Origin of the sequence: Cohnella herbarum (assembly GCF_012849095.1) — a bacterium.
Lineage (GTDB): Bacteria > Bacillota > Bacilli > Paenibacillales > Paenibacillaceae > Cohnella > Cohnella herbarum.
The window spans coordinates 5,275,727-5,291,057 of record NZ_CP051680.1 but is presented as its reverse complement, the minus strand read 5'-3'; the positions used below and the strand labels follow the sequence as shown (position 1 = coordinate 5,291,057).

Sequence of the window (15,331 nt, the reverse complement as noted above, 5' to 3'; positions counted from 1 at the left end):
TTCTCTAGGCACGAGCCACTGCTGCGATTCCGGGCGGTGGCTTTTTAATGAGCACAGAAGTTGGTTGTATACGCCGTTACTCTAACTACTGTAAAATTAAATCTTATGTAGCCAAACATCTAACGATAATCACTATTTTAGTGATATAGAAAGGTAACACTATGATAAAAGTCGAACGCCTATCCTTCTCCTTTCCGCAAAAAGAACTATATAACAACGTTTCATTTACGCTGGAAAATGATCAACATTGCGCTTTTATAGGAACAAGCGGCAGTGGGAAAAGTACATTGATAGAGATACTGATGGACCCGGAAAGATATCTTTTCGATGGCAAATTAGAGATGGACCCCGATTGCGCGATCGGATACGTAAGTCAGTTCTCGGAACTAGACAACGCTAGAGAAACAACTGTTTTTGAGTATATCGGAGAACGATTTATAAAGATTCAAAATGAAATTCAATCGATTTGCACGGAAATGGAAACTTCGGAAGACATAGAACCGTTGCTGGAAAAGTATCAATTAGCCTTGGACGCATTTGATACAATGGGCGGGGAAGATTTTGAAAGTAACATTCATAAGCAGCTAAATCTAGCAAACCTCTTGAATCGAAAAGATCTAAAGGTATCCGACCTAAGCGGCGGCGAATTCAAGCTTATTCAAGTGATGAAGGAAATGCTTAATCGTCCCGACTTGATGATTATGGACGAACCGGATGTTTTTTTAGACTTCGAAAACCTAAATGCACTGAAAAAGCTCATTAATTCGTACAAAGGAATGCTGCTGGTCGTTACGCACAACCGTTATTTATTGAATCACTGTTTCAACAAGATCATTCACCTTGAAAATAGGGAGATCCAAGAGTTCGACGGGCGATATTTGGAGTATAACTTCTCATTACTTCAGACGAAAATCGAGTTGCAGGAACTCGCGGTCGCCGAACAGGAAGAGATCGAGAGAAACGAGAAAATCGTCAATCATCTAAGAGTTATTGCGACTTATAACGCAGAAGCCTCTAGAGGCAGAGCGTTAAAAGCTAGGGTTAGTTATCAAGAGAGATTGGAAGCGCGTAGAATTAAAGCGCCGTTCGTGGAGATTAAGCAACCGAATATCCGTTTTGATATTGAAAACGAGTTGGACGACGCCCTTGTCGTCAAGGTCGATAATTATAGCGTTGCCTTTGATGAGTTGCTGCTAGACAATGTTAGCTTTGAGATTAAATCTACGGATAAAGTGGCCATTATCGGTCCGAACGGTACCGGAAAAACGACTATACTTCGAGAAATCTTTAACAATAATCATGATTCAATCGAAATAAATGCGGATGCCAAAGTGGCTTATTTATCACAGCTTCAAGGTGAAATGCTAAAAGACTCTAATACCCTACTAGGAGAATTCATCGATGCGGGGTTTAAAACTTATGACGAGATCGAATCTTATCTTTCAAACTATGGTTTTGAAGGAGAAATCCTGAATCAAAAGATAGAATCCTTATCCGGCGGAGAAAAAAATATTGTTCAATTGGCTAAAGTCGCTGCCGGTAAAGCAAACGTATTGCTTCTGGATGAACCGACAAGCCATTTAGATTCCTATACGCAAATAGCACTGGAGAACGCCATTAAAGAATTCAAAGGCGCGATTCTCATGATCTCTCATGATTTCTATTCCGTCGTAAACGGTATGGATTATGTGTTAATCATCGAGGATAAGACGGTTAGAAAAATGAGTATGCGAAAATTCAGGCAGATGATTTATGCTAGCCATTTTGATAAAGACTATTTAGAAACGGAACAAAAGAAAAAATCGGTCGAAATGAAAATAGAATCGGCTTTAAAAGATACGGATTTCGAACTTGCAAAAAAATTCGTCGATGAGCTGGAAGAGCTGATTAAGTTACTTTAGATAATATTAACGCAACGACCGCTTCCCGGTATTTTACCGGGGAACGGTCGTTTCATTTTAGTTATAAAGTAATTTCGCCGTTAGGTGAGTTACGCTGAACCGTATCATAAATAGGACGAAGTGATTTTAAGTTTTGAGGAGTGAGCTTCGGACAGGGGTTCAACTCCCCTCGCCTCCACCATGTGAAACCACAACCGCACGAGGTTGTGGTTTTTTCTTTTCCTCAAAAGCCGTAACAGGAACCTTCAGAATTGGCTCCACATACTCTTTGTAAACGATGACCATTTCTACAAAACTACTAATGAATTTTTTGATCTCAAGGATGTTGCGATCAACGACACGATCTTTTTCGCTTTCTGCCGTCCGGCCTTTTGTTTATTGGCATCCATTTTTGCTTGATTTGCTGAAACAACTCGGTGCTCACGATCGCTGGCATGCCACCCTCTACGTGGATCACATCTTGCATCCAGCTTGAAACACTTCAACATGATCGTGAAAGATGACACTAATCTTGATTCTCCAGAATTTCAAAAAGATTCAGAAACAATAGGGAAATTAATGAAGTTTTTTCTGATTAAGGTAACATACAATCTTTAAACTACGTTGTTACTCAAACCCAAGTATAGCACTGCACCCGAGGATGAAGGGCTGTGCCTTTTTTATGATGTTATTTTCGAGCCATATAGGAACTTAAGCATTCTTGAAGAATATTAATAAAGTCTACCTCTATTGGCTTGTATTAGGCATAATGATTGAAATTCACAAATCTTGATTAACAATATTCGGTGGATTGAAATACTAAATACGTTAATTACATTAACTGAAGCAAAATCCTTGTGTTGTTTTTATTGATAATAATCAAATTTTGTATTTTTGGAGAAATAATTATTTATTCTCGTAATTTATATTACACTTCCACCGATTATTTCACTTTAGATGTTCAAGTGACTTATCTGGAGCCTCATAAAGTGAAGAGCTTACTAGACTTGCGGAGTATAACGCTCAATGATTTTAAATTTACTTTATTAATGAGGGTGGGAAATAATTTCATATGAAAACAGTGGTAGATTTTTTTAATGAGTTTCTGGAAGCTGAATATCATTCAACAGTGTCCATATTTACAAAGGAAATGTCTGATGAAGAAAGCAAGGAACTTACTGATAAAACCAAGTCTTTTTTACATTCAATAGTGAAATATCAACACGAAAGAAGCGGTGCCGAGTTTGATGAAGACATGGTAGAGTTTTCGGAAATAAATAAAAACAACGTTATAAAGCGGCATATTTTTCTGGTAAAAGAATATCAGAATGCAACATATGGTGAAGCTTTAAGTAGAGTTATTATTGGAAATAAATTGTATGGTTTTTATTGTAGCTACAATATGAAAACCAGAAAAGAAATAGGATATTCACAAATATTTTTTGTGACTGATACCGACGAGGGATTTAAGATAGTTTATTTGAAGCGATTCCTTGATGGTAAGTGGGCGCTGATGCATGGATATGAACCTATGCAAATAACTAACACTGGTCATGTAGTAGAAGTTTGTAAAGTACAGGCGCCAGTAGACGCTGTAAGTCTTGCACGATATGAAGAGGATTAAAACTTCACTAGGGTTTATAAAGTTTAAAGTAATTTTTCAAAGGAGCTTATTAAGGAACAGCAAAAAAAATGAGTTGAGTGATTTTCTATGAATTAATACTTATGACAGTTCCATTGAGGAAAAGGCAAGTAAAGGAGAAGCCATTTACTATTTTTCTGATTCGTAGTCATTTGTACAAAACCCTTGCCGCGACTATATTGATGTTTGCCCCTCTAAACAAGTATTAATTATTGATTGTAGATATAGTGATAGCATCATATGACGTCGAATTGTGATTTATCAAACCACGGTTCGCACAGCTTGATCCCTTTCAACTAAGCCAGGGCACCATTTTGAGTGACTGGGTTTTTTCGCTCGATAGATGATATCGTGAACCGTATCATAAGTGATGGCCACCTTAATCTTACTTTCCAAAACTTTTGGATGCAATCTATAGAATTTCGAATAAGAAGTCCTATAATCTATGAAATCCGGTTCATGCTACGCTAGACACGAAATCGATCCGCCTAAACTTCAAGGAGGGCTGCGTAGTGGGAAAGTGGAAAAGGATAAAGCGTCTGATAATGGGTTTGACCATCATGGCATGCATAGCTGGCGCAATGGGAGCGATGCCGCCGGAGGCCAAGGCATCGCCTTACTTAACCGAGGATTTCAACGGGAGTGTTGCCGGATGGATGACCTTTCAGGGCAATTGGTCCGTCGCGAACGGGGCTTATGTCGTGAATGGGAACGGGTCTAACCGGCCGAAATCGTTAAGAAATTTGACAACGCTTACATCTGGCGCATATGCGGTGGAAGCCGACGTGACCGTATTAACCGCGGGAGAAGCCGCCTTATTGGTGAATGTGAAATACCCCGAGAACGGAGCGAACAATCTGTTAGGTTACGGGATTGGCATTGACACTGCCGCGGATGAAGTATGGATCGGACGGTTTAACGACAAAGCCGCGATGACGAAGCTGGCCTCGGCCAAAGCCGCGCTTAACCCCAATACGGCTTACAGGATTAGAATCGAACTGCAAGATGGCGACATGAAGGCGTATGTAGATAATGTCCTCTTCTTGCACATATACGATAGCATGTTCATGAATCCGGGGATGCTCGGATTCCGCGGCGGAAGCAACAATTCCGTCGCGTTCGACAACCTGGTTGTGGAACCGCATCAGGCCGTAAACACGCAGTCCGTGCTGGGAGGATCGGCTATCGTGACGGGGAATACGTACAAAATCCGTTCAGATGCGGCCGGCAAGTTGCTGGAAGTCGCTCCGGACGGGTTGACGGTGGACATCTACGAGGATCTGCAGGATACTTCCCAGCAATGGCGGATCGTACAAGACGGCAACGGCTATTTTTTCGTTCGTTCCGCGAGCGCCGAAGCAAGCTGCCTCACCGTATCGAATCAGCCGATTGGGCAACAACAATTGGGAGCGTACCTGAAGTTGACTTCTTGCGGGACGGTTATCGCGGCTCCCGATAGTCAGCGGTGGTCGTTCGTCCCGATCGCGAACGGATATTACAAATTGCAGTCGAAGGCGAGCGGATTCGTCGCCACGTTGGAGAACGGCGTCACCTCAGGCGGTACGAAGGTTCAGCAGTGGGCCGGGAGTACTCCCGGCCCTCATCAAGGGTGGCGGTTCGAGCTTGTGCAGAACCAGCAAGCCGCGGCGTTGGCTGCCGTTTCCGGAGGTTATAAGCTCATGCCCGTTAACGACGGAGACGGCCGTTACGGCCTCGCGATCTATGAGCAGGACGGAAAGCGGAGACCATTCGGCCAACAGCGCCCGCTCATGATACAGATCCGGGATACCGGCGGGAAATTGCGTGAATACAAAGCGAACTACAGCCAGATCGCTAGCGATGGCCAAGGCGGATGGGTGGGAAGCGGAACGGTATCGACGGATCGGGGATCTGCGTTCTCTTTCACCGACGAATATTCCCCGTATGACGGTTCGGGAGCCTTCCGTCTTCGTCGCCAAGTGAGCGTTATTGCGGCGCAGGCCGGCGACGAGGGCTTCGGTACCGTCTTCGGGCTCTATCCGAACGAATCGCGAGAAGCGAGAAACTTCTTGAACTACGAATACTTCGCTCCCGCCAATTGGTATCAGCAGAACGGCTACAACCCGGCAACGGGGCAGACCGACTTCGTGGAATCGCAAGCGTTGGCCAGCGATTTCTCGGACAACTACTATTGGATGCGCGAGACGAGGCTGCCGCTGCCGATGTTTATGATGCGCAATAATACGACGCAATCGGTTCTCTCCATGCTCCATTTGAACGCGACGGAGCTGGAAGATTCCCCCGAAGGCGAGCTGGACGCGGCCGCAAAAGTGACAGATCCCTTCGGCAACACGACGCATTGGAAGGTCGGTAACGTGTACAAGTTCGGCTCCCTCGGGGTGCACAAAGCGCCGCAGCCGACGCTCGATTTCGTCTATCCCGGATCGGAAGGGGAGAAAACGTACGTCCAGCAAAGCGGAAATCCCAATCGCTGGTCGCGCAAGAGCCAGCCTGTCGTCCTAGGCGCTTCGCAATTGTACGAGCTCGTGCTCAAAGCCCAGAAAGCTCCTAATTACGGGGAAGCGATGTCCGGCGCCTATCGCTATTTCTACGGCATCTACAATCCCCAGACGAATCCCTTGGACGTTGACGCGATCTACGAGAACGCGCTTGAGACGATCGATTCCCACATGCAGCCTTTCGGGCCGCAGAACGTGATGGGCATGCCGTTCAAAGCGAATGTGTATACCGGATTTTACGATACGGACGGCAGCGACGGGGTACACGATCTGCACATGCAGTCCGGGTTCGTCGGGCAAGTACTGCCCGCTTCGTATCAACTGCTTCGGCATGGACTTCAATCCAATTTGCCGAACCAGTATGCGAAAGGCGCGGCTTCGATCGATTGGTGGGCGCAGAACGCCGCTATGAATGCATCTAATCCGAACCAGAAGAACACGTACGGATTGGTTCGAACGGATTACGATATGCTCGGGAACGGATGGTTCCCGACCCCGATCTTCCTGCGCACTGCGACGGACGGAATGGAAGGGGTCATCGACGCCTATGAGGTCGCGCTAGCTCATGGCTATTCGAAGCCGGATTGGCTGGCTTTCGCGCGGCGTTACGGAGATTGGCTCGTGAACAATCAGAATGCCGACGGCAGCTTCTACAGAGCTTACGATCAGAACGGCAATCCAGCCAGTCTGAGCAAATTCAATACGACCGTTCCGATTGGGTACTTGGCGAGGTTATACGAGGTTACGGGAGATGCGAAATACAAAACCGCAGCGCTGGCTGCCGGCGAGATGTCCCGTACGGTTCTATTCCCGTTCGGCACCTATGTCGGAGGTACGGCGGATTACCTGCATCAAGTCATCTACGACAAAGAAGCCGGGGCTATCGCGCTCTACGGATATTTAGCTCTACTGGATATCACGCAAGATCCCAAATGGCTGACGGCGGCGAAGTCCGCGGCCGATTATACGGAGACATGGACGTACGCTTATCCGTTTCGCGTCAAACCGTACGTACCGACCGATCCGAACGCTCAAGATCCGGGGAGCACGAACCCTTTTAACCCGAACTCGGCCTATCATTACACTTCGGATCTCGTCGGTCTTAGCTTGGTGAAGACGGGTTTGTCCTATGTGGATGTCTATTCCGCATATTTGTCCGAACCGTTTTACCGGCTGTACCTCTTCACGAACGACCCGCACTATCTCCAGCAGGCGAAGCTCTACCAGCATAACGCGAATCAAATCTCGGATTGGTTAGGCAAGAACGGCTTGGCGCAAAAAGGTTTGGTTCGGGAAGGAATAGGGGCGGATTACCTGGAGGCGGCGTTTAACCCTTATTGGCTGCCATGGGTATCCGTAGCCCAGACCGACCCGCTGTCCAAGCTTGAGGATCGGTTCGGCAGCATGGATATCGATACGATCGAGCAGCTGCCGCTATCCGTCCGTCAACAGTTGAATCACTAGTCCCGTCTCCGCAGGAGCTTGCTCTTGCGGAGTTTTTTATTGTTTAGGAAATTATAACCGATTAAAAATTGTGGATAACTTGAACTTTATTGCTTGATCCTACTGGAAAAAGTTCCTGAGCAATGTACACATAATTATAAATAGAACCAAGGCACATTTTATGCCTTCATTCGCCGATCGCGCCAAACATAGTCCAGCCAAGGTACATTTTATGCCTTGATTCACCGATCGCGTCAACCATCCTCCAGCGAAGGCACATTTTGTACCTTGATTCGCCGATCGCGCCAACCATCCTCCAGCGAAGGCACATTTTGTGCCTTGATTCGCCGATCGCGTCAACCATCCTCCAGCCAAGGTACATTTTGTGCCTTGATTCGCCGATCGCGCCAACCATCCTCCCACCAAAGCACATTTTGCTCCTTCACGGAGCTACACGTCGTTATTTGTGTCCAAATGATCCAATTTCGTTGGATTATCGGCAAATCAGGGCGCTCACTTCGACAGGGAGGAACCTGCCCCAGGACCTGCCCCCTCCTCTGACTGTGCCATTAATCGTTGCCAGCGGGGTTATGCGATAACGCACAAGGGTTAATCTGTCGCTCAAATTTCAGTTTCGTAAGTTATAGCCTTGCATTCAATTCGCTATTGGGTTATGCAGGTATGTGCAGTTTACTCAGGCAGCCAGAAATAGCGTAGATAGAAAAAGTTTAGCAAACGGAGTCACCCGTTAGGGTGATTTTGTTCTTTTCTACACGACATGAAATCCATGCAATAGAAACCTAGAATCCGTGAAATGTATTCCGATACGAATCTCCCTATGATGAAAATAGAGAACCGGTCAGACACAAGGGAGAGGATACGAAGCATGACTGGCGAGCTGAAAGCGAAGATGACGATCGATCGGGAATTTGCCGTGGCGACGGTGGATCCCCGCATCTACGGATCTTTCGTCGAGCATATCGGAAGAGCCGTATACGGAGGCATTTACGAGCCGAACCATCCGCAGGCGGATGACCGCGGATTCCGGCAAGACGTGGCGGATCTAGTTAGGGAGCTTCAGGTTCCGATCATCCGCTACCCGGGCGGCAACTTCGTCTCGGGCTATAAATGGGAGGACGGGGTCGGTCCGAGGGACCGGCGTCCGGCAAGGCTGGATCTCGCGTGGCGAACGACGGAACCGAACGAGATCGGGACGAACGAGTTCATGCAATGGTGCCGCCAAGTAGGCGCGGAAGCGATGATGGCGGTCAATCTGGGGACGCGGGGAATAGAAGACGCCTGCAACCTGATCGAGTATTGCAATCATTCGGAAGGCTCTTATTGGAGCGATCTGCGCAAGTCGCACGGTTACAAGGAGCCGCATCGAATCAAAACCTGGTGTCTCGGAAACGAGATGGACGGCGAGTGGCAGGTCGGTTATAAAACCGCCGAGGAGTACGGCAGAATCGCGGTCGAAACGGCGAAAGCGATGAGGCTGGTCGACCCGGGCATCGAATTGGTCGCTTGCGGCAGCTCTCATTCGGCGATGCCTACGTTTCCGCAATGGGAAGCGACGACGCTGGAACATACGTACGACGCCGTCGATTATATCTCCTTGCACCAATATTACGGGAATCCGAAGCGGGATACGGCGAACTTCCTCGCTTCCGCGCTGGACATGGATCGTTTTATCCGAAGCGTGATTTCGACCTGCGATTATATGAAAGCCAAGAAACGCAGCAAGAAAACGATCAATCTGAGCTTCGACGAATGGAACGTCTGGTTCCATACGCTGGAAAGCGACAAGGCGATCGTGCCGTGGTCCGTCGCTCCGCCGCTCGTGGAGGATCGGTATACGTTCGAAGACGCTTTGGTCGTGGGGAGCATGCTGATTACGCTGCTGAAGCACGCCGATCGGGTGAAAATCGCCTGCTTGGCCCAACTGGTTAACGTGATCGCGCCGATCATGACGGATACCGGAGGCAAGTCGTGGAAGCAGACGATTTTCTACCCGTTCCTTCACGCGTCGGTTTACGGCAGGGGCATCGTGATGCAGCCGATCGTCTTGTCGCCTAAGTACGATAGCGCGGACTATACGGACGTGCCTTACTTGGAGGCGGTTGCCGTTTATCGTCCGGAGACGAAGGAGATCACGGTGTTCGCCGTCAACCGTCACTTGGAGAGCGCCCTTCTGCTCGATTGCGATCTTCGCAGCCTGGGACAAGTTCGCGTCGTCGAACATCTCGTGCTGGCCCACGACGACCTGCAAGCCAAGAACACCCGCGACGAGGAGCCTGTACGGCCCCGACGGGGGCCGGAGGTGCAAGCGCAAGACGGGCAGCTTGCCGTGAGCTTGCCGAAAGCTTCATGGAACGTCATTCGATTGGAGGCAATGGCATAAATGGCTGTGGATCTAAAATTGGGCATCAACTTGGGATTCGCTAACAACAAATACCCGGAGCCGCACGTATGGACGAGAATCGTGGCGGAAGAGCTGGGATTGAAATACGTGCAATTCGTCGCGGATATCTTAAACGTCTTCCTCCCCGACGAGATCATTGAGCGACAAGTCGAAGAGATCTTGGAGAACACGCAGAAATACGGTCTAAACATTACGAGCACGTTCTTGAGCTCGTTCACCCGGGTCAACCATTTCATGCATCCCGATCCGGAGCAGCGCAAGGTGTGGCTCGCTTGGTTCAAGAAGTTCGCCGACATCTCCGCGCGCATGGGCGCCAAGATGACGGGCGGGCATCCCGGCATCCTGACGTTTAACGACTACGATGACCCGGCAAGGCGCGAAGAGATTACCTTGGAGGGGATCAAGCATTGGCAGGAGCTCAGCTGGCACTGCCGCGAGCTTGGCATGGATTGCATGATTTTCGAGCCGATGTCGATTCCCCGCGAATACGCGAACACGGTCGAGGAGACGAAGGAATTGCTAGCGAGGCTGAACGACGGGGCAGGATTGCCGTTTAGGCTCTGTCTCGATCCGGGCCATGCTCCGCATCCGGATGACAGGGATCCTTACCGCTGGATTCGAGAGCTCGGCAGCGTATCTCCAATCGTGCACATCCAGCAGACGGAAGCCGGTCACAGCAGGCATTGGCCGTTCACGAAAGCTTATAACGAGATCGGCATCATTCATGCGGAGAAGGTCATTGAAGCCTTGGAGCAATCGGGCGCCAAGGAAGCGGAATTGGTGTTCGAAATCTATCACCGCGAGGCGTGGTCTTCGGAATTCTCTATCGTTCAAGATCACAAGGAATCGGTCGAGTATTGGCGCCGTTACGTGAAGGGATAGCCTTATACATGAGCAATTAGCATTATCCGCATGGAGGAGGCGGTCAATATGGCAACGAAAGCCGCAGCGGAGACGCAGGAACCGAGCATTGCGATATGCGGGCATATCGCGGTAGATATCATCCCGGAATTTCCGCATGCCGCGACGGCCGCAATCGGTTCGCTCTTAACGCCGGGGAACCTCGTCGAGGTAGGCGCCGCCGCGATCGCGACGGGAGGCGCGGTATCCAACACCGGAGTGGCGTTGCATCGATTGGGCGCGAACGTCAAGCTGATCGGCAAGGTCGGCGACGACGTCTTCGGCGAGATGACGGTAAGTACGCTGGAGCGGATCGATCAGGGGCTCGCTTCCGGGCTGATCCGGGCGAACCAAGAGGTCAGCTCGTACACACTTGTGATCAGTCCGCCCGGGACGGATCGGATTTTCCTTCACTGTCCGGGCGCGAACGATACGTTCACTGATGAGGATGTTCCATATGGAGCATTAGAGGGCATCGAACACTTTCACTTCGGTTATCCGCCGCTCATGAAGCGGATGATCGATGATGGAGGCGTTCGGCTGGAGCGGATGCTGAGCCGAATTAAGGGCATGGGCATTTCCACCTCTTTGGATATGGCGCTGCCGGGCGCCGGTACCGTCGCCTACGGACTGGATTGGGTCCGTATTCTGGAGAAGGCGCTGCCTCACGTGGATCTGTTCATGCCGAGTCTGGAAGAAGCGCTTCTCATGACGGATCAACCGGCCTACGAAGATCTGCTACGAACGTTCGGCAAGGCGGAGCTGTGCGAGAGAACGCCGATTGCGACGATCCGCAATTTGGCGGAGCGGCTGCTGGCGTTCGGGTGCGGCACGGTCGTATTGAAAATCGGCAGCTCCGGTTTGTACGCCCGCTCGCGGGAGCGGGAGCTGTGGGCGCCTTGTTTCAAAGCGAATCTCGTAGGCACGACCGGAGCGGGAGACAGCACGATCGCGGGGTACCTGTACGGCATGCGCCGAGGCCTGTCGCTGGAACGGACGATGACTGCGGCTGTCGCCGTGGGCGCGTTCAGCGTGGAAGCGGCGGAAGCGACGGCGGGCATCGCCGCCTGGGACGACGTATGGAGCAGAGTCGAACGCGGATGGGAGAGACTTTCCGTTCCCCAAGATCTTGAAGGCTGGGCATGGAACGGAGACGAAGGTATCTGGCACGGGCCGGCGGATTGCCGAACGAACAAGACAACATATGGAGGGCTGCACACATGATCCAACAACGGGCACGACGGAAAACGACGCTAGGCGTCATCATCGGCAACAGGGGATTTTTCCCCGGGCATCTCAGCCAATCCGGCCGGGCGGAAATTGTCCGCATTCTGGCGGAGGAAGGGCTGGAGGCCGTCATACTGGAAGAGTCGGCGACGGAATACGGCGCGGTCATGACCTTAGACGAAGCGCATAAATGTGCCGAGCTATTCAAGGCCAACCGGGACCGTATAGACGGCATTCTCGTCTCCTTGCCGAATTTCGGAGAAGAGAAGGGCGTAGCCAACACGTTAAGATTCGCGGAGTTGAACGTTCCCGTTCTCGTCCATGCGTTCGACGACGACATTCAAGCGATGGGCATCCAGCACCGCCGAGACAGCTTCTGCGGCAAAATGTCGGTATGCAACAACCTGAGGCAGTACGGCATTCCATTCACGTTGACCGAGAAACATACGGTCAATCCCGACAGCGAGAGCTTCCGGAACGACTTGAGGAAATTCGCAGGCACATGCCGTGTCGTGTCGTCGCTTAAGAACGCTCGATTGGGATCGATCGGCGCGCGTCCGGCATCCTTTAACACGGTTCGTTACAGTGAGAAGCTATTGGAGCGTTCGGGAATCAGCATCGAGACGCTCGACTTGTCCGAAGTGTTCGGCCGGGCAGGCAAGAAGAAGGAGTCTGACGCGGCCGTCAAGCGCAAGCTGGAGGAAATCGCGGCTTACGTGAACACGAAAGGCTTTCCGCAGGACAATCTAGTGCGAATGGCGACGCTCGGAGTCGTCATCGAAGAGTGGATGGCGGAGAACGAGCTGGCCGGAACGGCCATCCAATGCTGGACTTCGATGGAGGAATATTTCGGCATCGTGCCTTGCACGATCATGAGCATGCTGAGCAGCCAGCTCATTCCGAGCGCTTGCGAGGTCGACATTACCGGACTCGTGTCGATGTACGCTTTGCAGCAAGCATCCGGCAAGCCAAGCGCGCTGTTGGACTGGAACAACAATTACGGGGACAATCCGGACAAGGGCGTCGTATTCCACTGCAGCAACCTGCCTAAGGAAATGTTCGAGGAGATCCGCATGGACTATCACGAGATTCTATCGGGCACCGTCGGCAAGGAAAGAACGCTTGGCACGATTCAAGGGCGAATTAAGCCGAGCGCGTTCACGTACTGCGGAATCGCGACGGACGACGTGAACGGAGAAATCATCTCCTATGTCGGCGAAGCGGCCTTCACGAAAGATCCGTTGAAGACGTTCGGCGGGTACGGCGTCATCCAAGTGCCGCGGTTCCAGAAGCTGCTCCGTTATTTGTGCGAAAGCGGATTCGAGCATCATGTCGCGTCCACGATGTCCACCGTTGCCGAGTCGGTCGAAGAAGCTTTCGGCAAGTATAAGGGCTGGCGCACGTACAGGCACGGAGCGGAGTAACGAATGAGCGCTCAGACGGTCGCGAAGGCGACCCGCCAACCAAAACCAGCCGCCAAAGCCGCGAACAGACGTTTAAAAGCGTCTTTGTTAGCGATGACGATCCCTTTCTTCGCTTTGGTCATCTTGTTCAACTACGTTCCTTTGCTGGGATGGGCGATCGTGTTCTTCGACTACTTTCCCGGCAAGAGCTTATTGGCTCACGATCCCGTCGGTTGGAAACACTTTATCCGCATGGCCACCGACGAGACGTTCCTTCGGGCGCTGCGCAATACGCTCGTACTCAGCTTCCTGGGGCTGGTCATCGCACCGGCTCCGATGATCTTGGCTTTATTGTTAAACGAAGTGAAATCGCTTCCGTTCCGGAAGTTCGTACAGACGTTGTCTTCCTTTCCGAACTTCATCTCCTGGATCATCGTCTACTACGTCTTCTTCAGCTTCTTCTCGGTGGACGACGGGCTGTTGAACAGCATGCTCCTGAAGCTGGGCTGGATCGGGCACCCGACGGATATACTGGCCAATTCGAGTGCCGCATGGGTATTCCAGACGCTGGTCGGTCTATGGAAGGGCGTCGGATGGGGAGCGATTATCTATCTCGCCGCGTTGTCCGGCATCGACCAGGAGCTGTACGAAGCGGCCCGGGTCGACGGGGCGGGACGGTTGCGGGAAGCGTGGCATATCTCCCTGCCGGGCATGATGCCGACGTTCGTCGTGCTCTTCGTGCTGGGCATCGGCAATCTGCTCTCCGGAGCCGGGTTCGAACAGATCTTTACGTTCATGAACCCGATGGTCAAGGACCATCTCGAAATCATCGATACCTATGTTTATTTTAACGGTTTGCAATCGCTCAATTTCTCCTATGCGACCGCGATCGGGGTTGCCAGATCGATTGTCAGCATCGCTCTGCTGGTGTTGGCCAACTACGTCAGCAGGCTGGCGACGGGCAGATCGATTCTATGACCCCTTACCGGAAAGGAGGCGTGGTCACTTGTTAAGAGCCATTTCGCAGAAGGGATTCGACGTAGGCAACATTGTGTTCCTCTCCGTACTCGTGCTGTTGACGAGCTACCCTTTTTATTACATTCTGATCAATTCGGTGTCGGTGCCCGCGCGAATTTTGTCCGCGCCCGCGTTCTTGCTCCCGAAAGGCTTCACTTGGGTCAATTACGAGCAGATCTTCACGAAGAACGATCTGATCGGACCTTTCTTCGTGTCCTTATCCAGAGCGGTCGTCGGCACGTTCCTAACGCTGGCCGGCTCCTCGATGCTGGCCTACGGATTGACTAAGAAGCAGCTTCCGTTCAGGAGAACGATGTACTTCGGCGTCATTTTCACGATGTACATCAGCGTAGGTCTGATTCCGAACTACATTCTGATGTCCGAGCTGCATCTGCTCGATACGTATTGGGTATACGTGCTGCCGGGCATCGTTAACGCGTTTTTTCTCGTTTTGATCAAAACGTACTTCGAGCAGCTCCCGATCGCCTTGGAGGAAGCGGCGATGCTCGAGGGGGCGGGCGTCTTTACGATTTTCCGTAAAATCGTGCTGCCCCTATCCAAACCCATTCTAGCTACGGTGGCGATCTTCAGCGCGGTCGGGCAATGGAACAGCTGGGTGGACAATCTCTATTATGTAACCAATTCCAAATGGATGACACTGCAATTGCTGCTGCTGAATTATATCCAGAGCCAATCTTATAACCTGAGGGATGCCGCGGCGCTATCGACGATGGAGAGCGCGATCTCGGTTACGCCGCAATCGCTGCGCATGGGCATTACCGTTCTCGTCATTGCGCCGATTTTCCTCGTTTATCCGTTTCTGCAGAAGTATTTCGTGAAAGGCATCATGTTAGGAGCCGTTAAAGGCTGACGAAAGCGACTATTGGGGTTGTGGCGAA

At 50.8% G+C, this 15,331-nt stretch carries 9 protein-coding genes; all 9 read left to right on the top strand.

The genetic code is table 11. The features are described 5' to 3' along the window. Positions 1-161: 161 nt before the first annotated feature. Positions 162-1,901 (top strand): ABC-F family ATP-binding cassette domain-containing protein, encoded by a 1,740-nt coding sequence (locus HH215_RS22545; RefSeq protein ID WP_169281949.1) that lies wholly within the window; start codon positions 162-164, stop codon positions 1,899-1,901. 1,051 nt (positions 1,902-2,952) lie between these two features. Beyond that, the gene (locus HH215_RS22540; protein WP_169281948.1) at positions 2,953-3,504 is read left to right on the top strand and encodes a hypothetical protein; all 552 of its coding nucleotides are present in this window, start codon (positions 2,953-2,955) and stop codon (positions 3,502-3,504) included. Between the two features lie 530 nt (positions 3,505-4,034). After that, on the top strand, positions 4,035-7,484 hold the full coding sequence (locus tag HH215_RS22535; RefSeq protein WP_169281947.1) for an RICIN domain-containing protein: 3,450 nt from the start codon (positions 4,035-4,037) through the stop codon (positions 7,482-7,484). Positions 7,485-8,349: 865 nt separating this feature from the next. Next, positions 8,350-9,864, top strand: a complete 1,515-nt coding sequence (arfA, locus tag HH215_RS22530) for an arabinosylfuranosidase ArfA (protein ID WP_169281946.1) — start codon at positions 8,350-8,352, stop codon at positions 9,862-9,864. Then, entirely contained in the window at positions 9,865-10,767 is a 903-nt protein-coding gene (locus tag HH215_RS22525) for a sugar phosphate isomerase/epimerase family protein (protein WP_217362236.1), read from the top strand. Between the two features lie 48 nt (positions 10,768-10,815). Further along, positions 10,816-12,009 (top strand): carbohydrate kinase family protein, encoded by a 1,194-nt coding sequence (locus HH215_RS22520; protein ID WP_169281945.1) that lies wholly within the window; start codon positions 10,816-10,818, stop codon positions 12,007-12,009. Beyond that, on the top strand, positions 12,006-13,436 hold the full coding sequence (locus HH215_RS22515; protein ID WP_169281944.1) for an L-fucose/L-arabinose isomerase family protein: 1,431 nt from the start codon (positions 12,006-12,008) through the stop codon (positions 13,434-13,436). Before HH215_RS22520 ends, HH215_RS22515 begins: the two co-directional genes overlap by 4 nt. Positions 13,437-13,439: 3 nt before the next feature. Next, on the top strand, positions 13,440-14,393 hold the full coding sequence (locus HH215_RS22510) for an ABC transporter permease (RefSeq protein ID WP_169281943.1): 954 nt from the start codon (positions 13,440-13,442) through the stop codon (positions 14,391-14,393). Positions 14,394-14,421: 28 nt separating this feature from the next. After that, on the top strand, positions 14,422-15,303 hold the full coding sequence (locus HH215_RS22505) for a carbohydrate ABC transporter permease (RefSeq protein WP_169281942.1): 882 nt from the start codon (positions 14,422-14,424) through the stop codon (positions 15,301-15,303). The last annotated feature ends 28 nt before the right edge of the window (positions 15,304-15,331 follow it).